Here is a 23,902-nt window from a genome sequence, read left to right on the forward strand (position 1 = left end):
CGCTCAGGCGCCCGAGAGCGCCCCGTCGACCACGTGCTGCGCTTCTTCAAGAATGCGCGCCAGGTGCTCCTTGCCCTTGAAGCTCTCGCCGTAGATCTTGTAGATGTTCTCCGTACCCGAAGGCCGCGCCGCGAACCAGCCGTTTTCCGTCACGACCTTCACGCCGCCGATGGCCGCGCCGTTGCCGGGCGCGTGGCTCAGCACCTGGACGATCTTGTCGCCCGCGAGTTCGGTCGAGCCGATCTGCGCCGGCGACAGGCTGGACAGCTTCTTCTTCTGCTCGACCGTGGCCGCCGCGTCCACCCGGTCGGACACCGGCTGGCCCAGCGCCTGCGTCAGCTCGGCATAGCGCTCGCCCGGGTCGCGCCCGGTGCGCGCGGCGATCTCGGCCGAGAGCAGGGCGGGCACCATGCCGTCCTTGTCGGTGGTCCACACCGAGCCGTCGTGGCGCAGGAAGGTTGCGCCCGCACTCTCTTCGCCACCGAAGGCCAGCGAGGCATCGACCAGCCCGTCGACGAACCACTTGAAGCCCACCGGCACCTCGTACAGCTTGCGGCCTAGCCGCGCGGCGACGCGGTCGATCATCTGGCTGCTGACCACCGTCTTGCCGACCGCCGCCTGCGCCGGCCATTGCGGGCGGTGCGTGTACAGGTAGTCGATCATCACGGCGAGGTAGCTGTTGGGCTGCATCAGCCCGCTGCTGCCCGCGACGATGCCGTGGCGGTCGTGGTCGGTGTCGCAGGCAAAGGCGATGCCGAAGCGGTCTTTCAGCGCGATCAGCTTGTGCATCGCGTCGGGGGAGGAAGGGTCCATGCGGATGCGGCCGTCCCAGTCGAGCGACATGAAGCGGAAGGTCGGGTCGACCTCGCGGCTCAGCACGTTCAGGCGCGAGAGCTTGTAGCGCTCGGCAATGGCCGGCCAGTAGTTCACGCCCGCGCCGCCCAGCGGGTCGACGCCCAGGTCGACGGTGCCGCCGCGAATGGCGTCCATGTCGAGCACCTGGGCCAGGTCTTCGACGTAGGTGTTCAGGTAGTCGTGGCGGTGCGTGGTCGCGGCCTTCAGCGCCTGCGCGAGCGGCATGCGCTTCACGCCTTCGAGCTTGCCGGCCAGCATCTTGTTGGCCGCGGCCTCCACGGCGGAGGTGATGTCGGTGCCCGCCGGCCCGCCGTTGGGCGGGTTGTACTTGAAGCCGCCGCTCTCGGGCGGATTGTGCGAAGGCGTGATGACGATGCCGTCGGCCAGGCCCGTGGTGCGGCCGCGGTTGTAGACCAGGATGGCGTGCGACACGGCCGGCGTGGGCGTGTATTCGTCGTCCTTGGAGATCATCAGCTGCACGCCGTTGGCCGCCAGCACTTCGACCGCGCTGGCGAAGGCCGGCGTGGACAGCGCGTGCGTGTCGATGCCCAGGAACAGCGGGCCGTCGATGCCCTTCTGCTTGCGGTGGTCGCAGATGGCCTGGCTGATGGCCAGCACATGCCATTCGTTGAAGGCGTCGTCGAACGACGAGCCGCGGTGCCCCGAGGTGCCGAAGGCAACCCGCTGGCTGGCCACGGCGGGGTCGGGCCGGCCGGTGTAGTAGGCCGAGATCAGGCGCGGTACGTTGACCAGCAGGTCGAGCGGGGCGGGTTGGCCCGGCTGGGCCGCGAGGGGGGTGGAGGCTTGGCTCATGTCGAAGGAAAGTCGAAGTTGATCAGGTCGCCGATGCGTTCGATGGTGATGTCGGCGGGGGCGTAGGCGGCAATGGCCTGCGCGTCCAGCGCATAGTGCCCTTGCCGCACGAAGACCGTCGTCAGACGCGGCCCCCAGATGGCCTTCATGGCCGAGAGGATGCGCAGCTTGTCGTCGATCATCACGTAGTGCTTGCCCGGATGGCACTGCTCGATGGTGTCGAGCATCTGCTCCTTGTGCACGTAGATGAGCACGCGGCCCTCGGTGGCCTCCCACAGGCCCGAGCGCTGCACCTTGCGCGGCTGGAACACCACGTCGCCGTCCGACAGGATCACCGTGGGCCCGTGGCGGCGCAGGTGCTTCAGCGCCTCCAGCGCGCCGGGGTAGAGCCGGTCGGCAAAGGGGTAGTCGATGAGAAAGCCCGACATCAGCAAGAGCCGCGAGTCGCTCATGCCGCGGCGGCTTTCCTCGGCGCGGTAGCGCTGCAGCGCGCCCAGGTAGTCGACGTAGCCGAGCTCGCTGCGCAGTTGCTCGAAGGCGGTCCAGTAGCGGTTGGCGCTGTCGGCGCCGAAGGTCGCTTCGAGGTGCGCGCGAAGGTCGGCGATGACGCGGTCGTTGTCGAGCAGGGTGTTGTCGACGTCGACCAGGAACACGGTGGAAGCAATGGACGAGGGTTGCTGCTGGGTCATGGACAGTGCAAGAAGGGGAGCTGCAAGCTCGGGTGTGACCCGGGCCAAGGACCCGGATGCGAACTTCGGTTTCAGCATACGCCTCGAACGTGGCACCCGGCCGCCGCGGCGTGAATTAGTTGATGCTTTGCAGCCCCGCGGCGTAAGCTGCGCCGCGAGACCGCGCCCTGACCTGACTAAGCTTCAGGCCTCTTTCAAGGAGCGAGACACACATGCACGTGACGAACGGCCGAAGCCCGGCCAGCCTGCCGATACCGGCCTTGCCGGTCATGCCGGCCCTGTCGGCCCTGGCGATGGCCCTGGCCATCGCCTTTCTTGCCGCCGGTTGCCAGTCGCCCCCGACGGACCGGCCGCTGACCTCCGAAGTGCCCGAGCCACCGAGCTTTGCCACGCCGCCCGACAGCTGCAGGGCGGCCGAAGCGCGTTTCGGGCTTGGGCTGCGCGCGACTCCGCAGCTGCTCGACGAAATGCGCCAGCGCACGGGTGCCCGCGTCGGTCGCACCGTGCTGGCCACCGACAGCGCCGATCCCGCGCAGGACATGACCCGGCTCAACGTGCAGGTCGAGCCCTCGGGCCGGGTCGTCGGGGCGTACTGCGGCTAGGCGCGCGGGTGCGCCGGGCCCTGCATGCATGCAGGAGTGTTGTGCGCACACCGCGTCTGTAACAATTCCGGGGCGCAAAGCGCGGAAAAGGCCCAATTGGGAGAACAATAGCTCGCGACTTTCCGGAGCCACAGTCTTTTGTCGAACACGCAAACCCCAGTCTCATTGCCGTCCCATTACGACGGTTCGGCACGCCTCCCGCCGGACGAGGTGCTGCGCCCGCTGATGGCCGACTGGGCCCGCTCGGGAAAGCGCCTGGCGGCCGTTTGCTACATCGACGTCGATCGCTTCGCCGAGCTCAACGACCGCCTGGGCATGGTCGCCGGCAATGCCGCCCTCGAAGAGGTGGCCCGCCGCGTCAAAGCCCAGTTGCCGCGCGAGAGCGTGATGGCCCGCGTGGGCGGCGACGAGTTCGCGGCCGTGTTCGCCGGCCTGGGCACCTCGCAGTGCGCGCAGGTGCTCGAACGCATCCAGACCTCCCTGGCCGAGCCCTGGATGTGGCGCGACCAGCCCGCCAGCCTCGACGCCAGCATCGGCGCCATGATGCTCGACAGCAACGGCCCGCCGCCCGAGACCGCGTTGCGCCAGGCGCAGCACGCGGCCTTCTTCGCCAAGCGCGCGGCCGATGGCAAGGTGCACTACTTCGACGCCCCGCAGGCCCGCGCCGACGAGCAGATCGTGCGCGAGCGCCAGCGCATCCAGGAAGGGCTGCTGCAAGGCGAGTTCTTCCTGGTCTACCAGCCCAAGGTCGACATGCAGCGCGGCGTGGTGGTCGGTGTGGAGGCGCTCATTCGCTGGCAGCACCCCGAGCGCGGCCTGCTGCCCCCCATCCAGTTCGTGCCGCTTATCGAGGACGACGCGCTCGTCGAGCAGGTCGGCGACTGGGCCATCGCCACGGCCTTGTGGCAGGCGCACCAGTGGCGCCTGGCGGGCCTGGAGATTTCGGTGAGCGTGAACGTGGCGCCGCGCCACATGATGCGCTGGGACTTCGTCGACCGGCTGGCACGCCACCTGTCGCAGTTTCCCAAGCTGGGCGCCGGCATGCTCGAGCTGGAAATCCTGGAGACCACGGCCATCAGCCAGTTCGCCAACGTGGCGCTGTTCGTGGAGGCCTGCAAGGCGCTGGGCGTGGCGGTGACCATCGACGACTTCGGCACCGGCTACTCGTCGCTGACCTACCTGCGCCAGCTGCCGGTGTCGGCGGTGAAGATCGACCAGTCCTTCGTGCGCGGCATGCTCGACAACGAGCAGGACCGCGCCATCGTGCAGGGCATCCTGGCGCTGCTGAACGCGCTCGGCCTCACCGCGGTGGCCGAGGGCGTGGAAACCGTGAAGGTGGGCGAGGCGCTGCTGGCCATGGGCTGCACGCTGGCCCAGGGCTACGGCATCGCCATGCCGATGGCGGCCAAGGACATGGTGCAGTGGGTGGCGCAGTTCGAGCAGGCGCCGCTGTGGGGCACCGACGCGCCGGTCGGCGCGCTGGCCCCGCCCGCTGCCGCGGGCTGACGCTGACCCGCTGCCGCGGGCTGAGGCTGTTGCGGTCCTGGCCTGAAAGCAGCACCAAGGCCAGGGCCGAAGCCCCGGCTCCCCATCAGAGCAGCGGCGTGTACGGCGAAGTCATCGGGTTCAGCGTGGCCCCGCTGCCACCGTAGCCCGGCGCGCCGATGGTGCTGGAACCGCCGAACACATAGCGCAGGTACAGCGCGCCAGTGAACTGGCGGTAGTTCTGCGCGTTGTTGAAGCCCAGCGCGCCACCCAGGAACATCTTCGGCGCCAGCTGGTACTCGACCACCGCGGCCAGGTTGTACGAGAGGCCGGTCTTCGAGCTGCTGGCGTACATGTTGTTGTAGACCGTGCTGCTCAAGCCCAGCCCCAGCGCCGCGGCGGCCGCGCGTGCGGCGTCGCCGTTGCGGCTGGAGTCGGTCGGGAAGTAGGGCGACGACTTCTGCGTGAACGACTGCACGCCCAGCGACGCGTTCAGGCGCCACGAGAGCCGGTCGGCACGGCCGGTCCAGTCGACCGGGAAGGCCACGCTCACGAAACTCTGCGGGCTGAAGTAGCCGCCTTGCCCGTAGGTGTAGTAGCTCAGGTTCTTGTCGTAGCCCATCAGGCCGATGTTCATGCCCAGCGTGAGCTTGGAGCTGGCGCTGTTCATCAGGTGCAGGTAGGCGCCGCCGCCGGTCTCGAAGCGCGAGTTGCTGGCCACGTTCTTGCCCGTGATGCCGTGCGCCGACAGGTAGCTGTACACGCCGTAGGTGCCGTCGTCGTAGCCCAGGTCGCCGCGCGCGCCGGTGGCGACCACGCCGCCCCAGCGCTCGCCGGTGCGCTCGTCCTTGGCGCCCGCGAACGACAGCACGCTGTCGGTCACCGCGCGGCGCGACAGGTCGGCCTTGTAGTTCCACGAGTCGCCGAAGCTGCCCTTGAAGGTGACGTTGCCGACCACGTTGGTGGTGCGGAAGCCCAGTGGCGTGGTGCCGATGCCCGCGTCGAAGTTCTTGCCTTCGTAGCCGACGTTCAGGCCGACGCCGCTGGCGTTCTGCTGGTTGGTTTCCCTGCCGCTTTGCAGCGCGTTCAGGGCCGCGGCCGGGCCACCGCCGAAGCGGCTGCCGGTGGGGTAGTCGCTGGCGGGCGTGCCGGCGTCGAGCACCGTGGGCGTCACGCCGACGACGATCTTGCCTTCGCCCACCGGGAAGCGGGCCTGCACGGGCAGCTGGAAGTCCGAAAGGCGGCTCAGGCCGGCCTCGCCCGCGCGGTTGCGGTAGATGGTGCCGGCGGTCAGGCTGATGGCGCGTTGCGACTCCAGGTCTTGCAGCTCCGACACCAGCGGGTTGGCCGGCGCCGCGCGCAGCGGCGAGTTCCAGCTGGGTTCCTGGCGCGGCGTGTTGGCCTGCGCATAGGCGGCGTTCGCCTGCGGGTAGGCCGGGTAGCTCGGGTAGGCGCCACCTTGGGGCTGGGCCTGCGGGATGTAGACCGGCGCCACTTGCTGCGTGCCCGGCACCGGGTACTGCTGCATGGGCTGCATCGAAGGCGCCACGTAGGCAGAAGCCTGCGGCACGTTGCCGTTCGCGTTGTTGCGTGCGGTGCGCGTGGTGCCCTTGGCGGTGGCCGCGCGGCCCTTGGCGTTGGTGGCCGTGCCGGTCGAACCCCAAGGCAGGGCGCCCGGCGGGTAGGCATTCGGCGCACCCGCCACGGGGTAGGCAGGGTAGCCCTGCGGGGCGGCAGGGTAGCCCGCCGCGGGATAGCCCGCCGCCGGGTAAGCCTGGGCCTGCGCATAGACAGGCGCCGCGCCCGCCGCGCCGGGATACGACACCGGCTGCATGCGCGCCTGCTGCGCGAAGGGGTTGCCGTTGGCAGGCGGATAGCCCGTGGGCACGGCCGCGCCCGGCGCGCCGCTGCCGGTCATGCCGGCGAACGGGTTGCCGCCGCCCATCTGCACCGGCGCGCCGCCGGGTGCGAAGCCGCCGGAGGCGACCTGGCGCTCGGCGTCCACCGCCGCGCGCAGGTACTGCTCGGCCTTGCGGCTGTCGCCGGCGTTGCGGTACACGCGCCCGGCCGCGGCCAGCACGCGCGACTGGTCGGGCGCCTGCTTCAGCGCGGCCATCACGTAGTTCTCGGCCTCGCTGTGCTCGCGCTGGGCGCTGGCACTGGCGGCGGCCGCCAGCAGCGTGTCGAGGTCGGTCGGGTTGCGCTGCAGGATGCGCTGGTACAGCGCCAGCGCCTGGGTCTCGTCTCGCGCGGCGGAGTACATGCGCGCCAGCGCGCCCATGGCCTGCGGGTCGTTCGGGCGTTCGGCCAGCACCGGGGCCATCGCGTTGTAGGCGGCCTCCAGGTTGCCGGCCTCGCGCAGCGCGTCGGCCTGGCGCAGCGCGAAGGCCACGCGCAGGCTGTCGAAGTCGTTGCGCTGGCTGGCCGTCATGTTCACGCTGGCCAGCTGGCGCAGCACGGCGGACAGCTCGATGTCCTGCTTGGTCTTCAGCAGCACCGACGCGTACAGCAACCGGTCGCTGATGCTCGGCGTGGGCGAGCGCGCGAGCAGCTGGCGGCTCATGGCCAGCGCGCGCGGCGCATCGCCGATCTCGGCGTAGGCGCCGGCAAGCTGGCCCCACAGCTCGGCCGGCATGTCGGTGCTGAGCGCCGACTCGGCCTGCGCCAGCACGCCGCGGGCGGCGTCGACCTGGCCTTGTCGGGCCAGCGCCAGCGCGCGCGCGGCCTGCGACTGCGCCCACAGGCGGCGTTGCAGGCCGGCCATGTCGCGCGTGCGCGAGGCGGCCGGAATGCGTTCGAGGTACTGGATGCCCGCGGCCGCGTCGCCCGTCTCGGAGGCGAGCAGGGCGCTGGCGTAGAGCGCGTCGGGCATGTCGGGCTGCGACATCAGCAGCCCTTCCATCACGCCGCGCGCCTCGGACACCATGCCCTGCTTGCGGTAGATGTTCGCCAGGTCCAGGCGCACCCAGGGGCTGTCGGGCGCGGCGAGCATGGCGTCTTCGAGCGTGCGCTGCGCGCCGGGCGCGTCACCCGCGTCGGCCTGCTGGCGCGCGCGGTTGCGCGCCTGCTCGACCTGGATGTCGCGCAGGCCGCCCAGCTGCGTGGCCTGCTCGGGCGTGAGCTGGCGCGCGAGCGCCAGGGCCTGGTCGGGGCGGCCGGTCTGGCCGTACACCGAGATCAGGCCGCGCAGCGCCTGCGTGTTCTGGGGCTTGCTTTCGAGCACGCGCTTGTAGCCCTGCTCGGCCTGGGCGAAGTCGCCGGCGGCGGCGCGCAGGTCGGCCAGCGCGTTCTGGCCCACGGGCTCGCGCCCGTCGATGCGCACGGCGCGCTCGTACAGCGCCTGCGCACCGCGCAGGTCGTTCTTGCCCTGGGCGGCGCGGGCCTGCCCGATGAGCGTCCAGTAGGTGGCGCTTTGCAGTGCCGAATTCCACTTGCTGCCGCCGGCGCGCACCGCGCGCTCCAGGAAGTCCTGCGCTTCCGAAAAGCGCTCCTGTCGCAGCCGCACCAGGCCCAGGCCGCCCAGGGCCTCGCTGTCGTCGGCCTTGGCGCGCAGCGCCGCCTGGAAGCGTTGCTCGGCGGTGCTCGCGTCGCCGCGCTCCAGCGCCTTGAAGCCTTCGCCCAGCGGTGCATCGGGCGAGTTCGCCGCGGCGGTCTTGGCGGCGGTCAGGGTTTCGAGCCGCGCGCTGACAGCTGCGTCGGCCTGGTTGTTGGCCAGGTAGTCTTGGTAAAGCGGCACGTCGGGCTGGCGTGCGTCCAGCCAGATCAGCGCCTGGCGCCAGGCCGCGCGCGCGGCACCGGCCACGGCGGGCTGCTTGGTCAGCTCGACCAGCTCGCGAATGCCCGCGCGGCGCGTGGGCTCGCTGTAGGTCTTCTGCTGCGCCAGCGCGAGGCGGTAGTTGGCGTTCTCGGGGTGGTCCTTCACCAGCTGCTCGAGGCCCTTGCGGCCTTCGTCCGCGCCTTGCGGCGTGCTGGCCAGCACCTGGTAGTACTCCAGCGCCAGCGCGTCGGGCGGCGGGCGGTTGTCGAACTGGCTGCGGTACAGCTCCACGGCCTCGGCCGAGCGGCCGGCGCGCGCGGCGGCGCGGGCGCGCTGCAGCGTGCTTTGCTGGCCGGCCGGCTGCTGCGACTGCTGCTGCAGCCGGGCCAGGCGGGGGTCGTTCGGGTTCGCGGTGCGCAGGCGGGCGATCCAGCTGCGGGCGGCGTCGGCGTTGCTGCGCGACAGCTCGACCTGCGCCATGCCGTACATCGCGTCGGTGGAGCGCGGGTCGACGGTGAGCAGCTTCTTCCAGCTTTCTTCGGCGAGGTCGGCGCGGCCCTGCGTCTGCCAGTAGTTGCCTTGCTCGACCAGCGCGGCGGTGGCGTCGGCCTGCGCGTGGGCGGGGTTGGCCGTGCACAGCGCGGCGAGCATGCCGAGGCAGGCCATCCATTGCTGGGACTGCGACGACAGACGCCCCGGCGTGCGGGGCGTATGGGGCGTTGCAAGCGCCGTGGTCGTTGCGGGCAATGCGACTGAAGAGCGACGCTGTGGCTTCAAGCCGGTCGATTGGGACGGCATAGCGTTCTCCATGAGGTTTGCAGTTGGCCGTTGCGGCCGAATTCGTAGCGGCCGTCGAGCCAGGCCTGGCCGAACAGCAGCAGGCACTGTTCGTAGTAGGGCAGGGGCGCCACCGGGGGCGTCACTGGCGGTGTGTTGGGGTTCGGCGGCACGGCGACCACGCGCCCGCCCGGCACGCGCGCCACCTGGGCGGCCAGCGCGTCGGTTTCGCCCGCTGCCTTCAGGTACGGCAGCATCGCGCCGGCGAAGCCGAGCGGCGCCATGCCGCGCACGGCGCCGGTCACGGTATCGACGTATTCGGGCACGGGCTGATGGTCGGCCAGCAGCACTCGCGGGCCGCGCAGGTTCAGCAGCAGCATCTTGCGCGCCGGGTCCTTGTCGCTCAGCATGCCGGCCCAGAGGTAGGTGCGGATGGCGTCGTAGCTGCCGGTCACGCCCTTCACCGGGTCGGCGACAAAGGCGCGCTCGTCCTGCGACCAGGCGCACCAGTCGGGCGCGAAACCCTTGGGCGTGACGGCGCCAAACATGCGCAGCGTGTTGTCCGTGACCTCATGCCACGGGCCCGCCGGATCGGCCTGCTGAAAGTAGCGCAGCAGCTGCAGCGGCATGTAGCTGGGGTTCAGGCGCCAGGCCGGCGCCGTCGCCACCGACTTGGGCCAGGGCAGCAGCATGCGCCCCAGGCCCGGCAGCGAAACCACCTCGTCGCGCACCGCCATCGCCAGCACGGCGCGGCCCAGCGTGCGGTAGTTGGTGTCGTTCCACAGCCGGCCGGCTTCCATCAGCGCGTAGGCGATCCACAGGTCGGCGTCGGACGCGGCGTTGGGGTCGAGCACGCCCCAGCCGCCTTCGGGCTTGCGGCCCCATTGCCAGGCCGGCAGCTGCTTGGCCAGGCTGCCGCCCGCGAGGTTGGACTCGGTCCAGGCCAGCACGCGCGCGAAAGTCGGGCGGTCGTTGTGCACCAGCGCGAAGAACAGCCCGTAGGACTGGCCTTCGGAGGTCGACTGCTGCTGCGGCGTGTTGAAGTCGATGACGCGGCCATCGGGCTGGATGTGGCGCGACGCGAAGGCCACCCAGTCGGTGGCCGGGTGGCAGGCGGGGGCCGCGGCAGGCGCAGTGGCTGCAGCCGGCGCCGGGGAGGGCGCGGCAGCAGGCGCAGCAACAGGCGCAGCAACAGGCGCAGCAACAGGCGCAGCAACAGGCGCTGTGGCAGCGGCCGGCGCGGCGCTCGCCATCTTCGGCAGCGCCAGCGCCAGGCCGGCGGCCGTCAGCAGGGCGCGCCGGCTCGCAAGTCGTTCGGGGGGCGGCGGGGTCGGCAAAGCTCGCATGAACGGATTATTTGGCCTTGTTGACCGACAGGCGACGGCGTGCCCGCAGTTGCAGGCCCGCATACGACACGCCCGCGCCCAGCAGCGCCAGCACCAGCACCAGAGCGCCCAGCATCAGCGGGCTGCGCGACAGGTTCCATTGCACCCAGGCAAAGGGCGGCAGGCGGCCCACGTAGTAGGTGTCGCCACCCAGCACGCTGTTGACCTGCGTGTCCCGCACGATGGTCATGCTGCCCTGCACGCTCTTGAGCAGGTCGGGCGTCATGAGCGCGTTCAGCAGCGCCTCTTTCGAGCTCGCGTTGGTGATGGCGGCGATCACGCTGCGCCCGCTGCGCAGCGGCGACTCGAAGCCGGCCAGCACGGCGTCGCGGCCGTCTTCGCTCACAGCGATCTGCATGGTGCCCGGCAAGTCTTCGCGGGTGCGCGCGCCGATGACGAAGTCCACGGCGTTGTCGATCCAGCTGTTCAGCTTGAGCTCGGGCGCGGTGCCGTTGCGCTTGAGCGGCATCTTGTCGGCCCACTGCGTGAACAGCGGCTGGCTCTGCAGGTTGCCGATGACCAGCAGGTCCTTGTCGGCCCACTGCGCGGCTTCGCTGGAGCGGCCCACCTTCACGCGCAGCGCGGGGTAGCCGGTGGAGCGGCCGATCTGCCCGAGCAGGCCCAGGTAGGTCTCGGTGTCGCTGTTGTCGGGCTGCTCGGGCAGGATCACCGCGGTGTCCGACAGGTCGGCCATGCGCGAGAACGGGAAGCCGCCGTTGGCATAGGCCGCCAGCTCGGGCATGGCGATGAAGTGCGGGAAGCCCGACACGTCGATCTTGGAGGTCGGGTCGATCGAGCCGCGCACGTTGTCCAGCTGCGGCACGCAGCGCCCGCCCACGGGCTCGAAGTAGTAGTGCAGGCGCAGCTGGCTGCGCGGGCCCATGGCCAGCGGCGGAAGAATGACTTCCTTGGTTTCGGCCAGCGTGCCGTCGGGCATCAGCTTCACGGCCAGCGGGTTCCACCAGCGGTCGCCGGCCGGGTTGGCCGAGCGCAGCGGCAGCCCGCCGATGAAGTTGTCGTTGACGTTGACGTTCAGCGTCGACTGGTCGGGCCGCACGCGCGGCGTGTAGCGGTATTGCAGGTCGAGCGGAATGCCGCGGCTGCGCCAGGTGAACAGGTCGGGCGGCAGCTGCAGGTTGACGCGCACCACGTCGGGGTTGTAGCCCGTCACCGACAGGTCGCCGGCGGTGGTCAGCTCGCCCAGTTGCAGCGCGCGGTCGCTGGGCACCCAGCGCGGCGCGTCGTAGGGCTTGCGCACCGGCGGTTCCTGGAACGCGGTGACGGAAGCCATCGCGCCCGACAGCGCCTTGCTGTTCAGCGCCAGCGCGGCGGCGGCGGTGCGCAGGTCGGCCGGCGTGCGGCCCATGACCAGCAGCAGCTTGCCGTTGACGTCCTGCGGGTTGTCGACCACGGCCAGCGCCGGGCCCTGGATGGCGGGCAGCGTAAGGCCGGGAATGCTCGACTCCGGCGTGACGAACACCACGGCATGGCCGGTCGGCAGGTCGCCGTTGGACACCGGAAAGGTCGCGCCGCGGTAGTCGGCCAGCGAGCCGAACCACGACGACACCACGCCCGCGGCTTCCAGCACCGGGCCCGCGGCGGGCGCGCCGAACACGAAGGGAATGCGCGCGCGCCGCACGTCGCGGCGGTCGAAGAAGGGCTGCGGCAGGCTGGCCAGGTCGTTCGTGAGCTTCAGCGGCGCCACGGTCAGCTTCAGCGTGCTGGTCGCGTCGATGCGCGCCCACAGGCTGGTGTGCGCCGGGTCTTCGCACTCGCGCGTGTAGTGGCCGATGAGCTCGACGTTGATGCGGTTGAACTCGGTGATCAGGCGCCGGTCGATCGGAATGTCGGCCGTCTGCGGCTTGCCCGCGTCGGCGCGGTTCACGGCCAGCGTGGCCACCAGCACGTCGTTGACCGTGACCTTCAGGTGCGACAGCTCGGGGATCAGCGAGGGCGAGTAGGCGTAGTTCAGCTTGAACGAAGCGGCCGTGACCAGCTCGTCGGCGCGCACGTTGAACGGAATGCCCACCGTGCCGCTGATGCCGCGCAGCTGCACGGCGTAGTCGATGCCCAGCTGCGTGAGGTTGAGCTCGCGCACGGCGCCGGCGGCCGGGGTGGCGGCAGGGGCGCCGGCTGCGGCGAGCGACAGTGGGGCGCCGCGCGGGGTGTTCGCCGAGGTGCTGGCCGGGCTGCTGGCCGTGGTACCGGCAGAAGAGACGCCCGGCGCAGCCGTTGCGCCCGCCGGTGCCTGTTGGCTGGTGGACGGCGGCGGTGCCAGCGGACGCGGCTGGGCATGCGCGCCGCCGCCGATGGCGGCCACGGCGAGCGCCACGGCCAGCAGGCCCGCGGTGCCGGGTGAACGGCGGGGTGAGTGGAAGGAAGCCGGGTTCGATGGCGTGGCCACGCGGGCAGGGGGCACGACGCGGCGGTGCGCGCGCAGGGTGGACGTCACGTGGATTCCTTCGTTTTGACAGGACGCAGCCGGGAAGCGGCCGCACGGTAGTAATGGCTGAACATGTCGCGGAAACCGGTGCCGCTGATGCTGATGATGTGGCCCAGCACGCGGTGGATGCCCACGCGCGGGTGGTTGCCCCAGCGGGCCGCCCAGATGTCGGCACGCGCGGTCGTGCACTGCACCAGCGCGCGCTCCTGCGCGAAGCTCATGGGCGCAAAGCGCAGCCCCAGCCGCTTGCCGCTGCTGAAGCGCACCGTGGAGGCAAAGCGCGATTCCTGGTCGTTGCGGTACAGCGCCACCTCGACCTGCGTTTCGAGGTCGAGCTTCAGGTCCTGCGGCAGTTCCACGCCCAGGCCGCCGCTGGAGAAGTCGAAGGTGTTGCAGCGCAGCGAGCGGCCGTCTTCGAAGTACAGCGTGGCCGGCAGGGCGAGTTCCACCCGGTGCGCGCCGCGCAGCTGGCGCGACTCGTTGGCGGCCGCCACGCAGGCGCCCAGGATCATCAGGTTGTAGACGGTCCAGGCCAGGTTCAGCCACACGGTGGCGATGTTCTGCGGGTCGACCCAGGTCAGGCGCCACACGCCCAGGCACACGCCCACGAAGTTCAGCGCCAGCAACACCAGGCTCGCCTTGGCGATGCTGCTGTCGAAGTACTCCTTCTGGATCAGCCCGCCCTTGGCCGTCACGTTGAAGCTGCCCAGCTTAGGGTTGATGAGCGCCACCAGCGTCGGGCGGAAGATGTACCAGGCCAGCACGGCCTCGTACACCTCGTTCCACAACAGGTATCTGAAGCGGCCCTGGATGCGGCTGTTGGTCAGGTTGGCGTGCAGGATGTGGGGCAGCGCGAACGCGAAGATCATCGACGCCGATGCGTGGATCACGCTGGCCCCGAAGTACAGGTACGCCAGCGGCGCCGTCAGGTAGATGAGCCGCGGCAGGCCGTACAAGAAGTGCAGCATCGCGTTCACATAGCACAGGCGCTGGGCCCAATGCAGCCCGCGGCCGAACAGCGGGTTGTCGATGCGAAAGATCTGCGCCATGCCGCGCGCCCAGCGAATGCGCTGGCCCACGTGGCCCGACAGGCTTTCGGTGGCCAGGCCGGCGGCCTGCGGCAGCGCCAGGTAGGCCGTGCTGTAGCCGCGGCGGTGCATCTTCAGCGCGGTGTGGGCGTCTTCGGTCACGGTTTCCACCGCGATGCCGCCCACTTCTTCCACGATGGTCCGGCGCAGCACCGCGCAGGAGCCGCAGAAGAAGGTGGCGTTCCACAGGTCGTTGCCGTCCTGGATCAGCCCGTAGAACAGCTCGCCCTCGTTGGGCACCGTGCCGAAAGTGTCCAGGTTGCGCTCGAAGGGGTCGGCCGAGAAGAAATAGTGAGGCAGCTGGACCATGCCCAGCTTCGGGTCGCGCCCGAACCAGCCCATGGCGATCTGCATGAACGAGCGCGTGGGAATGTGGTCGCAGTCGAAGATCGCGACGAACTCGCCTGTGGTGTTCTTCAGCGCGGCGTTGATGTTGCCGGCCTTGGCGTGGCGGTTGTTGTCGCGCGTGACATGGGTCACGCCCACGTCTTCGCAGAACACGCGGAACTCGTCGCGCCGGCCGTCGTCGAGCACGAAGATCTTGATCTTGTCGCGCGGCCAGTCGATCGACTGCGCGGCCAGCACCGTGGAGCGCACCACCGACAAGGCTTCGTTGTACGTAGGGATGAACAGGTCGATGGTCGGCCACTCGGCCGGGTCCTCGGGCAGCGGCACCGGCTTGCGTTCCAGCGGCCAGGCGGTCTGGATGTAGCCCAGCAGCAGCACCACGAAGGCGTACAGCTCGGCCATCAGCAGGCCCACGCCCAGCACCAGGTCGACCGGGTTGTCCATGAACATGGTCTCGGTCACGCGCCAGTAGGTGTAGCGCGAAGACACCACCACCGACAGGAAGATCAGCACCAGCCCGGCGAAGCGCCCGCGAACCCGGTTGGCGATGAGCGCCGCCGCGAAGATGCCCACCGACAGCACGATCTGCTGCTCGAAGGTCATGGGCGCGATGATCACCGCGGGCAGCAGTATCAGGGCGGCGATCCAGCCCAGGATGCGCACCGGCAGCAGGCGCATGAAGGCGGGGGCGGGGCGAGGGGCGGGTTGCTCCTGCGGGGCGGGCGAGGCGCTTTTCATCGGGTCTGTTCCATGCTCCGCGGAGAAGAAAGGGGGTGCTGCTGGTGCAGCTGGGGGCCGGCGGCAATGCGCTCGAGCAGCCGGTCGGCGCACGAGGCGATGTCCTGCGTGGCCTGGCTCATGGGGGCGTAGCGCTGCACGGGCACGGCCGAGGCCAGCGCCTCGGGCACGGCCTGGTCCAGGTGCAGCACGCCGAGCAGGTCGGGGCGCAACTGCTTGCGCAGCACCTCGAACACGTCGTGGTTCAGCCGCTTGCCCGGGTCGACCTGGTTCACCACGTAGCCGGTGCCGATGTAGTCGGCGCGCGGACGGGTGTACTTGTCGAGCATGCGTTCGACGATGGGCAGCGTGGCAAAGGAGCCGGCATCGGCCAGCACCGCGACCACGCTGAAACTGGCCGCGCGCAGCGCCTGTTGCAGATAGACGGAGGGGCCGGGCGGGGTGTCGAGCACCACCAGCATGTCTTGAGGCAGCCCGAAGCGCGCGAGCGTCTCGCCCAGCCAATGGGGGTTGCGGGCGAGCTGTTGCTCGAACGCGATCTGGCGCTCGTCGTCGACGTCGCCGAAAGGCAGCAGCATGACGCCGCCATGGGCTGCGCGAATAGCGCGAGCCCAGGGCATCAGGCCGGTGGCGGCCTCGACCAGGCCGGTGTCGCAGGCCTGCGGCTCGCTGGCGATGTGAAAGCGCAGCGCGTTCTGCGGATCGAGGTCGATCGCAAGCACCTGCCGGCCGCGCTGGGCGAGTGCGGTGCAGAGGTTGGCCGTGACCGTGGTCTTGCCGACGCCGCCCTTGGAGGAGATGACGGGAACGACGACCATCGTCACGTCGGCCTGCGCCAGCGGGACATGGGGCCGGGCGGCGGCGCCGGGGGCTGCGGGGTTACCAGGCGCTCGAACAGCTGTTCGAGCGGCGTGGTCGCGGCGGGCGCGGCGGCAACAGCAGGTGCGGGAGCCGGTGCCGTGCCCAGGGGCGGCAGCAGCGGAGCGCGCAACGGCGGCAGCACGGGCGCGGGCGCGAGGGCCGGGGCCGGGGCGAAAACAGGCGGCAGGACCGGAGCGCGCAGCACGGGTTCGATGCGAACGGGCTGTGAGGGAACGGGTGCTGCGAAAACGGGGGCGGCAACCGGCGCCAGGAACGGGGCGGGTGCGGGCGAGGGGGTTGGCGCGGGTGCCGGCGCGGGCGGCAAGACAGGAGCGGCCACAGCCACGGGTGCGGGAGGCTGCGCAGCCACTGGTGCTTGCACCGGCGCCTGCACCGGCACGGCTGCCGGCACTGGCGGGTGCGAGATCTTCTCGCCCGACAACAGCGCCCAGGCGCGCGGCGGCTCGGCCTCGGTGTCCGGCTGGGCGAACTCCTTGTAACCGTGCGCGTCGCCGCCGAACTTGCGGAACAGGCCGGCAATGTCTTCCGGGGTGGGCTCTTCCGAATTGCTCATGCGGGCACCTTGGCAAGTCGCAGGTCGATGCGGGGGCCGGCCTGCGTGTCGGGCTGCAGGGCCTGCACACGCAGCTCGGGGGGCATGTGCTGCGAATCGAACCAGGCCTGGTACACGCCTTCGAAGAAGCCGACGCTCCAGTTCGTGGCTTCCGGGCCGAAGGCCACGGCCACCGGGCTGCAGGCGTGGGTGATGTAGACACCCTCGACGTCTTCGCTCAGCACGGTAAAGCCCCAGTCGATGCCGTCCCAGCGGGCGTTGAACTGGTCTTGCAGCTCATCGAGCGTGGCGCAGTGCGCCACCGGCAAAGCCTGCGCCACGCGCTGGCCGACACGGAAAAAGAGCTGCCTGAGGTCCTCGGGCGGCAGGCCGGCACTCAGCTCCGCAGCGAGGCCGCGATTGAATTCCAACCATTGCGCACTGCAGGAGTTCCTCTCGTAATACTGAATAAACGTCGCGCCTGTGTCCATGTCGAAGCATTCTCTTGGATCAATTAACCGATGACAACAAATGTGAACTTATCGCTGCATTCGAACGCATCGACTGTCTGAATTCGGGGACGGGTTACCGTGAACGCCGCCGTTTCCGTAACGGAATTCACAAATCGTACGCGCTGAATACGACGAGTGACAGTTTTTGGATTCGAAATCAGTCGTCGGTGTTGTCGACAGGGCGCGCGGCGGTGGCGCTGGCCGCGCCGGCCGCGGAAGGGCCGGTTTCGAGGGACGTGAGCGAGGCGAGCGTGGCAGGCGCGGCAGGCGGTACCACCGGCGCACGCCCCGCGCGCACCACGCCGCGCCCCGCCGCCTTGGCGGCGTAGCAGGCGGCGTCGGCCGCCGAGATCCAGTCGTCCACCGAATCGATGTCCGTCGACAGGCTCGCCACGCCGATGCTCGCGCCCACGTGGAGGCTGCCCGACAACCACGGCAGCGCGATGGCCGAGATCGACGCGACGATGTCCTCGGCCACCCGCACCGCCGCCTCGTGCGTGCACTGCTCCAGCAGCAGCGCGAACTCGTCGCCCCCGATGCGCGCGGCCAGGTCGTTCGAGCGCACCCGCGACATGATGGCGGCCGCCGCCGCGCGCAGCATGGCGTCGCCCGACAGGTGGCCGGCGGTGTCGTTCACTTCCTTGAAGTGGTCCAGGTCGATGAACACCATGGCCGCCGGCAGCGACGCCGGCCGGGCCTCGATGAGCCGGCGCGCATGCTGGTCGAAGCGCTGGCGGTTGGCCAGGCCGGTCAGGCCGTCGTGGGCGGCCGACCATTCGAGCGCCTTGCGGGTGCTGCGCTGCTCGTCGATGTTCAGCACCGTCCAGATCGAGCCGAAGTCGGTGTGTTCCAGGTCCACCGGCCGGCTGCGCAGCCGGGCCCAGAAGCGGGTGCCGTCGCCGCGCTGCATGCGGCATTCGCCGACGTACGAATTGCTGGTGGCGAAGGCCTCGGCTTCCAGCGCGGCCAGCTCGGGTTGGTCGTCTTCGGGCGGCACCACGATCAGGTCGACCGGCTGGCCCAGCAACTGCCGGTCTTCGTAGGCGAGCAGGCGGCACAACTCGTCGCTCACCAGCTCGAAGCGCCGCTCGCGGATGAAGGCGATGCCGATGGGCGCCGAGCGCATCACCGAGCGCAGCTTGCTGATCATTTCGCCGTTCATGCGCTCCAGCTCGGCGCGCTGCACGCCCACGTCGCGCAGCACCTTGGCGAGGTGGCCGATTTCGCCGTCGGCGCGGGGCCAGCCGTCTTCCGGGCGCATCACGCCGTCGAACATGTGCTGCGCGCGCCGCTCCAGCAGCATCAGCGGCTGCAGCAGCCACCACAGCGTGAGGAACATGCCGGCGGACACCACCGCCACCAGGCTGCCGGCCCACAGCATCGCCTGCCGGCGGGCCGCCTTCACGGGCGCGAGCACCTCGGTTTCGGGGCGCGTGCGCCACACCATCCAGTCGGGCCCCGGCACGCCCGCGGCGCTGGTGATTTCCTGCGGCTGCTGCAGCAACAGGCCCAGCGGCTCCACCGGGCTGCCCTCGGCCTTCCAGGTCTCGAAGGCCTTCGCCAGCCGCGGCTCCTGCGTGATGGGGGCCATCAGCAGGCGGCGGTCGGGGTGCGTGAGCATCAGGCCGCGCGCGTCGGTGACGACCATCAGCGCGCCCTGGTCGGCTTCCTGCGCGTCGGTCACGCCGGCCAGCAGGTTCCGGCTGGACAGCCGCAGCGTGCCGCCGAGCACGGCGTAGATGCCCTTGGCGTTGCGCACGGGCTGGGTGAAGGCAATGATGGGCTCGCCCGTGAGCGGCCCCATCAGCGGCTCGCCGACGATGGGTCGGCCTTCGGCCACCGAGCGGCGGAAGTTGGGGCCCTCGCTGATGTCGAGGGTGGGGTGGTACACGCCTTTTTCGTCGTACATCACCAGCACCTGGCCGCTGGGCGCCGCCACGTAGATGCTGGCGAAGAAGTTCTGCAGCAAGGGCTTGGTGCGCATGAACTCGGCGAGCGCCGCCGGGTCGGCCAGCGTGGCTTCGTCGAGCACCTGGCCCACCGACTCCAGCCCGCGCTGCAGCAGCAGCACCTTGTGGCCGAGCAGCGCGGCGGTGCGCGCCGACTCGCTCAGCTCGTGCTGCCGCTGCGATTCGAGCAGGTCGTGCTCGGTGCGCCCCACCAGGATCGTGGTGATGACGCCGATGCCCAGCACCAGCGCCATGATCCCGCCCATCGTGATGCGCGCCTTGAGCGAGCCCAGGGCGTTTTCAAGGCGCAGCAGCCGGTTGTTCATTCAGGCGGCGGGCGAGGCTTCCTTCGCACCTGCGGTACCCGTTGCCATGGCCGCTCTCGAAGCCGCCGCCTGCCGGCTGCGCTTCACGGCGTACATGGCGTCGTCGGCCATGCGCAAGGCCTCTTCGGCGGAGGTGACGCGCGGGTCGATGGCGACCACGCCCACGCTGGCGCCGCCGTAGTCGAGCATGGTCTGGTTCAGCCGCAGCTCGCCGATGGTGCTTTCGCCCAGCCGGTCGGCCAGCGCGCGCGCCGCGGTGCGCGGCGCTTCGTCGTGCGCCGGCCCGGCGCCCACCACCACGAACTCGTCACCGCCGAAGCGCGCCAGCACGTCGCTGGTGCGCAGCGAGGCCGACAGCCGCCCAGCCATGGCCGAGAGAAACTCGTCGCCGATGTCGTGGCCGTGGGTGTCGTTGATCTTCTTGAAACCGTCCATGTCGATGAACCCGACCAGCACGCTGCGGTTCTCGCGCTCGCCCTGGGCGAGCAGGCGGCGCAGCGTGTCGAGCAGCGAGCGGCGGTTGGGCAGGCCGGTGAGCGAATCGGTGGAGGCGCGCGCGGCCAGCTCGGCGTTGGCCTTGCGCAGCTCGACCACCAGCAGCTCGCGCTCGACCTGCTGGCCGATGAGCTTGGCGAACAGCTGCAGCACCGCCTCGGCATGCGGTGCCAGCGGGCGCTGGGTGCCGCTGGCGGCGCACAGGGTGCCGAACAGGCCGCTGGCGTCGGTCTTCACCGGGGTGCTCACATAGGTGCGAATGCCCAGGTCGCGGGCCGCGTCGGAGTCGCCCCAGCAGCTGGCGACGTCGTCGGTGTACATGCGGCCCTCGTCGAGCGCGCGCCGGCACAGGGTGTCCGACCAGGGCACCGAAATGCCCTCGGGGATGTTCATCGCGCCGACGTTGCGGGCGAACAGGATGTGCTGCAGGCCCTGGTCGAGGTCGATGGTGGTGAGGTAGGTCGACTCCAGGCCCGTGACCACCTCGAGCATCTCGAGCATCGGGCGGGCCAGCTCTTCGAGCGTCCTGGCCGAAGACACCGAGTCGGAAAGCCGTTCAATCAATGATTCCATGGGCCACATTTTGACTGTGAAGAAACGTGAATTCGGCCTTTCGTTGCACGAAACACGGGATGACCCGGAGAGCCGCCGACCCGCGGCGCCGGAAATCCGTGGCTCAGGAGGCCAGCGCTTCCATCAGTTCGGTCTCGATGGCCAGTTGCGTCTTCTGGCCCTGCAGTTCGGGGCCGCTGATGAGGAAGGTGTCTTCCACCCGCTCGCCCAGCGTCGTCACCTTGGCCAGCTGCAGGTTCAGGTGGTGGCGCGCCAGCACCCGGGCCACCGAATACAGCAGGCCGGCCCGGTCGCTGGCCGAGATGTTGAGCAGCCAGCGTTGCGCCTTGTCGTCGGGCAGCAGGCTGATGCGCGGCTTGATCGGAAAGCTGCGCACCCGGCGCGACACCCGGCCCATGCTGGGCGCGGGCAGGGCGCCGGCCTCGGTCAGGGTATGGCCAAGGCCCGACTCCACCATGCTGATCAGGTCGCGGTAGTGGTCGGGCAGGAAGGTGGTCACCACCTGGAAGGTGTCGAGCGCGTAGCCGTTGCTGGTGGTGTGCACCTTGGCGTCCAGGATGCTGAAGGACGACTGGTCGAAGTAGCCGCAGATGCGCGCGAACAGGTCGGGCTGGTCGGGCGTGTAGACCACCACCTGCAGGCCTTCGCCCACCGGCGAGAGGTGCGCGCGCACGATGGGCGGCGCCTTCGGGTCGATGGGCACGCCCTTGGGCGGCACGAAGCGCGAGAGCTGCTTGGCGTGCCAGGCGATCTCGGTGGCATCGTGGCGCATGAAGTAGCCCACGTCGAGCGTGTCCCACAGGGCCTTGTGCGCCTCGAAGCGCTGGGCGTGCAGGGCCAGCAGCACCAGCGCCTCGCGCTTGCGCGATTCGACCTCGGCGTCCGGGTCGGGCATGCGCCCGCCCAGCGCGCGCAGCGTGTAGCGGTACAGGTCCTCGAGCAGCTTGCCTTTCCATGCGTTCCATACGCGCGGCGAAGTGCCGCGGATGTCGGCGATGGTCAGCAGGTACAGCGCGGTCAGGTAGCGCTCGTTGCCCACGCGCTTGGCGAAGGCGCCGATGACCTCGGGGTCGCTCAGATCCTGCTTTTGCGCGACCTGGCTCATCACCAGGTGCTCGGCCACCAGGAACTCGATCAGCTTGCCGTCTTCGCGGGCGATGCCGTGCTGCTTGCAGAAGCGCTGCACGTCGCGCGCGCCCAGCGTCGAGTGGTCGCCGCCGCGGCCCTTGGCGATGTCGTGGAACAGCGCGGCCACGTAGAGGATCCAGGGCTTGTCCCAGCCGGCCGCCAGCTGCGAGCAGAACGGGTACTCGTGCGCATGCTCGGCAATGAAGAAGCGGCGCACGTTGCGCAGCACCATCAGGATGTGCTGGTCGACCGTGTACACGTGGAACAGGTCGTGCTGCATCTGGCCCACGATGCTACGGAACACCCGCAGGTAGCGCCCGAGCACCGAGGTCTGGTTCATCAGCCTGAAGGCATGCGTGATGCCGTAGGGCTGCTGCAGGATCCGCATGAAGGTCTGGTGGTTGACCGGGTCGTTGCGGAATTTGCTGTCCATGACGTGGCGCGCGTTGTACAGCGCGCGCAGCGTGCGCGCCGACAGGCCCTGCACGCCGATGGTCTTCTGGTAGAGCAGGAAGGTCTCGAGCACCGCGTGCGGCTCGCGCTCGTACAGGTCGTCGCTGGCAATCTCGATCAGCCCCGCGCGTTCGTAGAAGCGCTCGTTGATGGGCGTGTGCTGCTCGGCGCTGGGCTGCAGGCGCTCAGAAATATTGAGCAGCAGGATCTGGTTGAGCTGCGACACCGCCTTGGCGGCCCAGTAGTAGCGGCGCATGAGCGCCTCGCTCGACTTGCGCTGCGACTCGCCCTCGTAGCCGAAGCTGGCGGCCACGGCGGTCTGCAGGTCGAACACCAGGCGGTCTTCGCGGCGGTTGGCAATCACGTGCAGCCGCGCGCGAATGAGCGAGAGCAGGGCCTCGTTGCGCTTGATCTGCTGCGCCTCGAACGAAGTGGCCAGGCCGTTCTTGGCCAGGTCGTCCCAGCGGCTGCCGAAGCCGGCGGCCTTGGTCATCCAGAGAATGGTCTGCAGGTCGCGCAGGCCGCCCGGCGATTCCTTGCAGTTGGGTTCCAGCGCGTAGGGCGTGTTGTCGAACTTCTGGTGCCGGTGCCGCATTTCCTGCGACTTGGCCACGAAGAAAGCCTGCGGGTCGATGGCGCGGGTGAAGCGGCGGCGAAACGCGGTGAAGAGCTTCTTGTCGCCCGCAATCAGGCGCGCCTCGAGCAGCGAGGTCTGCACGGTGACGTCTTTTTCGGCCTCGGCGAGGCATTCTTCGACGGTGCGCACGCTGGAGCCGATTTCGAGGCCCGCGTCCCAGCAGTGGCCGATGAAGGCCTCGATGCGCGCCGGCTCGACCGCGTTCTCGTGGCCTTCGGGCGGCAGCAGCAGCAGCACGTCGACGTCCGAATACGGAAACAGCTCCCCGCGCCCGTAGCCGCCCACGGCCGCCAGTGCCAGCGATTCGCCGAAGCCGGCTTCGCGCCACAGGGTGTCCAGCGTTTCGTCGGCCAGCGCCGAGAGCTGGCGCAGCACCGTGTGCACGCTGCGGGTGGGGGCCCGCGCAAAGCGCAGGGTGTCGAAGAGGGCGAGCTTTTTCGCGCGATAGGCTTCGCGCAGCGTCGCCACGTCGATCTTGGCTGCTTCGATCACGTGCGGGGAACGCGTGCGCGCGTCAGGTTTTGGTCGAGGTGACGAAAGAGGGCAGCGGCGGGCTGCCTTCGGACAGGGTCAGCACTTCGTAGCCGGTCTCGGTGACCAGCACGGTGTGCTCCCACTGGGCCGACAGCGAATGGTCGCGGGTGACGATGGTCCAGCCGTCGTACTGGCCGCCCTTGACGTCTTCCTTCACGTCGCGCTTGCCGGCGTTGATCATCGGCTCGATGGTGAAGATCATGCCGGGCTGCAGCTCTTCCATGGTGCCCGGGCGGCCGTAGTGCAGCACCTGGGGTTCTTCATGAAAGCGCTGGCCCACGCCGTGGCCGCAGAACTCGCGAACGATCGAGAAGCCCAGGCCTTCGGCGAATTTCTGGATCGCGTGGCCCACGTCGCCCAGGTGGGCGCCGGGGCGCACCTGCAGGATGCCGTGCCACATGGCTTCGAAGGTGACCGAGCACAGCCGCTTGGCCGCGATGGAGGCGTCGCCGATCACGTACATGCGGCTGTTGTCGCCGAACCAGCCGTCCTTGATGACGGTGACGTCGACGTTCATGATGTCGCCCTTCTTCAGGGGCTTGTCATTGGGAATGCCATGGCAGACCACGTGGTTCACCGAGGTGCAAAGCGACTTCGGGAACGGGACGCTGCTGGCGCCCATGTAGCCCACCGTGGCCGAGGTGGTGCCCTGCTTGACCATGTACTCGGCGGCGAGCCGGTCGACATCGTTGGTCGTGATGCCGGGCTTGATGAGGGGCGTGAGGTAATCCAGCACCTCGGAGGCAAGGCGGCAGGCGACCCGCATGGCTTCGATGCCCGCAGCGTCTTTGTAGTTAATGCTCATCCCGGAATTATCCCATTCACCAAGCTAAAATTGCGGGTTAACGCGGATGACCCCAGTCAGCGGCCATTCGCCTCGATTCCTTGATTCCCAACGCGG

At 69.7% G+C, this 23,902-nt stretch carries 15 protein-coding genes; 2 read left to right on the top strand and 13 right to left on the bottom strand.

The window, feature by feature from the left end; genetic code table 11:
• Positions 1-3: 3 nt before the first annotated feature.
• Both pgm and QTI51_RS07645 read right to left on the bottom strand, forming a co-directional pair.
• A complete protein-coding gene (gene pgm / locus QTI51_RS07640) occupies positions 4-1,668 on the bottom strand; it encodes a phosphoglucomutase (alpha-D-glucose-1,6-bisphosphate-dependent) (RefSeq protein WP_116909018.1) in 1,665 nt (554 codons plus the stop codon).
• Entirely contained in the window at positions 1,665-2,357 is a 693-nt protein-coding gene (locus tag QTI51_RS07645) for an HAD family hydrolase (protein WP_116909019.1), read from the bottom strand. Before QTI51_RS07645 ends, pgm begins: the two co-directional genes overlap by 4 nt.
• Positions 2,358-2,569: 212 nt before the next feature.
• Between QTI51_RS07645 and QTI51_RS07650 the strand changes: the two genes are divergently transcribed.
• Together QTI51_RS07650 and QTI51_RS07655 are read left to right on the top strand one after the other, a co-directional pair.
• Positions 2,570-2,959, top strand: coding sequence for a hypothetical protein (locus QTI51_RS07650; protein ID WP_286512105.1), 390 nt, complete (start codon positions 2,570-2,572; stop codon positions 2,957-2,959).
• Between the two features lie 165 nt (positions 2,960-3,124).
• Complete coding sequence (locus QTI51_RS07655; RefSeq protein ID WP_286512102.1) at positions 3,125-4,465, top strand: putative bifunctional diguanylate cyclase/phosphodiesterase; 1,341 nt, start codon at positions 3,125-3,127, stop codon at positions 4,463-4,465.
• A gap of 85 nt (positions 4,466-4,550) precedes the next feature.
• Here QTI51_RS07655 and QTI51_RS07660 read toward each other — a convergent pair whose 3' ends face one another.
• From QTI51_RS07660 to map, 11 genes are all read right to left on the bottom strand, one after another.
• Positions 4,551-8,852 (bottom strand): cellulose synthase subunit BcsC-related outer membrane protein, encoded by a 4,302-nt coding sequence (locus QTI51_RS07660; RefSeq protein WP_286512099.1) that lies wholly within the window; start codon positions 8,850-8,852, stop codon positions 4,551-4,553.
• Positions 8,853-8,974: 122 nt separating this feature from the next.
• Entirely contained in the window at positions 8,975-10,324 is a 1,350-nt protein-coding gene (gene bcsZ, locus QTI51_RS07665; protein WP_116909022.1) for a cellulose synthase complex periplasmic endoglucanase BcsZ, read from the bottom strand.
• A 7-nt stretch (positions 10,325-10,331) separates the two neighbouring features.
• On the bottom strand, positions 10,332-12,815 hold the full coding sequence (gene bcsB, locus QTI51_RS07670) for a cellulose biosynthesis cyclic di-GMP-binding regulatory protein BcsB (protein WP_286512096.1): 2,484 nt from the start codon (positions 12,813-12,815) through the stop codon (positions 10,332-10,334).
• Positions 12,812-14,980 (bottom strand): UDP-forming cellulose synthase catalytic subunit, encoded by a 2,169-nt coding sequence (gene bcsA / locus QTI51_RS07675; RefSeq protein WP_116909023.1) that lies wholly within the window; start codon positions 14,978-14,980, stop codon positions 12,812-12,814. Before bcsA ends, bcsB begins: the two co-directional genes overlap by 4 nt.
• The gene (bcsQ, locus tag QTI51_RS07680; protein WP_165840309.1) at positions 14,977-15,798 is read right to left on the bottom strand and encodes a cellulose biosynthesis protein BcsQ; all 822 of its coding nucleotides are present in this window, start codon (positions 15,796-15,798) and stop codon (positions 14,977-14,979) included. The genes bcsA and bcsQ overlap by 4 nt, the downstream gene beginning before the upstream one ends.
• A 2-nt stretch (positions 15,799-15,800) precedes the next feature.
• Positions 15,801-16,415: a BcsR/BcsP family cellulose biosynthesis protein gene (locus QTI51_RS07685; RefSeq protein WP_116909025.1), complete on the bottom strand. Its 615-nt coding sequence runs from the start codon at positions 16,413-16,415 to the stop codon at positions 15,801-15,803.
• Positions 16,412-16,885, bottom strand: coding sequence for a cellulose biosynthesis protein BcsD (gene bcsD, locus QTI51_RS07690; protein WP_116909026.1), 474 nt, complete (start codon positions 16,883-16,885; stop codon positions 16,412-16,414). Before bcsD ends, QTI51_RS07685 begins: the two co-directional genes overlap by 4 nt.
• Before the next feature lie 178 nt (positions 16,886-17,063).
• A complete protein-coding gene (locus tag QTI51_RS07695) occupies positions 17,064-19,181 on the bottom strand; it encodes a sensor domain-containing diguanylate cyclase (protein WP_116909027.1) in 2,118 nt (705 codons plus the stop codon).
• Complete coding sequence (locus tag QTI51_RS07700) at positions 19,182-20,249, bottom strand: sensor domain-containing diguanylate cyclase (RefSeq protein WP_116909119.1); 1,068 nt, start codon at positions 20,247-20,249, stop codon at positions 19,182-19,184.
• A 103-nt stretch (positions 20,250-20,352) separates the two neighbouring features.
• On the bottom strand, positions 20,353-22,959 hold the full coding sequence (locus QTI51_RS07705; protein WP_116909028.1) for a [protein-PII] uridylyltransferase: 2,607 nt from the start codon (positions 22,957-22,959) through the stop codon (positions 20,353-20,355).
• A gap of 22 nt (positions 22,960-22,981) precedes the next feature.
• On the bottom strand, positions 22,982-23,806 hold the full coding sequence (gene map / locus QTI51_RS07710; protein WP_116909029.1) for a type I methionyl aminopeptidase: 825 nt from the start codon (positions 23,804-23,806) through the stop codon (positions 22,982-22,984).
• Between the last annotated feature and the right edge of the window lie 96 nt (positions 23,807-23,902).

Origin of the sequence: Variovorax sp. J22G73 (genome assembly GCF_030317035.1) — a bacterium.
In the GTDB taxonomy this organism is placed as follows: domain Bacteria; phylum Pseudomonadota; class Gammaproteobacteria; order Burkholderiales; family Burkholderiaceae_C; genus Variovorax.

Excerpts from the sequence above, each read along its gene's own strand:
- QTI51_RS07685 (WP_116909025.1), bottom strand. The coding sequence starts at position 16,415 with ATGAGCAATTCGGAAGAGCCCACCCCGGAAGACATTGCCGGCCTGTTC.
- bcsQ (WP_165840309.1), bottom strand. The coding sequence starts at position 15,798 with ATGGTCGTCGTTCCCGTCATCTCCTCCAAGGGCGGCGTCGGCAAGACC.
- map (WP_116909029.1), bottom strand. The coding sequence starts at position 23,806 with ATGAGCATTAACTACAAAGACGCTGCGGGCATCGAAGCCATGCGGGTC.
- QTI51_RS07700 (WP_116909119.1), bottom strand. The coding sequence starts at position 20,249 with ATGGAATCATTGATTGAACGGCTTTCCGACTCGGTGTCTTCGGCCAGG.
- bcsZ (WP_116909022.1), bottom strand. The coding sequence starts at position 10,324 with ATGCGAGCTTTGCCGACCCCGCCGCCCCCCGAACGACTTGCGAGCCGG.
- pgm (WP_116909018.1), bottom strand. The coding sequence starts at position 1,668 with ATGAGCCAAGCCTCCACCCCCCTCGCGGCCCAGCCGGGCCAACCCGCC.
- QTI51_RS07660 (WP_286512099.1), bottom strand. The coding sequence starts at position 8,852 with ATGCTCGCCGCGCTGTGCACGGCCAACCCCGCCCACGCGCAGGCCGAC.
- QTI51_RS07695 (WP_116909027.1), bottom strand. The coding sequence starts at position 19,181 with ATGAACAACCGGCTGCTGCGCCTTGAAAACGCCCTGGGCTCGCTCAAG.
- QTI51_RS07650 (WP_286512105.1), top strand. The coding sequence starts at position 2,570 with ATGCACGTGACGAACGGCCGAAGCCCGGCCAGCCTGCCGATACCGGCC.
- bcsD (WP_116909026.1), bottom strand. The coding sequence starts at position 16,885 with ATGGACACAGGCGCGACGTTTATTCAGTATTACGAGAGGAACTCCTGC.
- bcsA (WP_116909023.1), bottom strand. The coding sequence starts at position 14,980 with ATGAAAAGCGCCTCGCCCGCCCCGCAGGAGCAACCCGCCCCTCGCCCC.
- QTI51_RS07645 (WP_116909019.1), bottom strand. The coding sequence starts at position 2,357 with ATGACCCAGCAGCAACCCTCGTCCATTGCTTCCACCGTGTTCCTGGTC.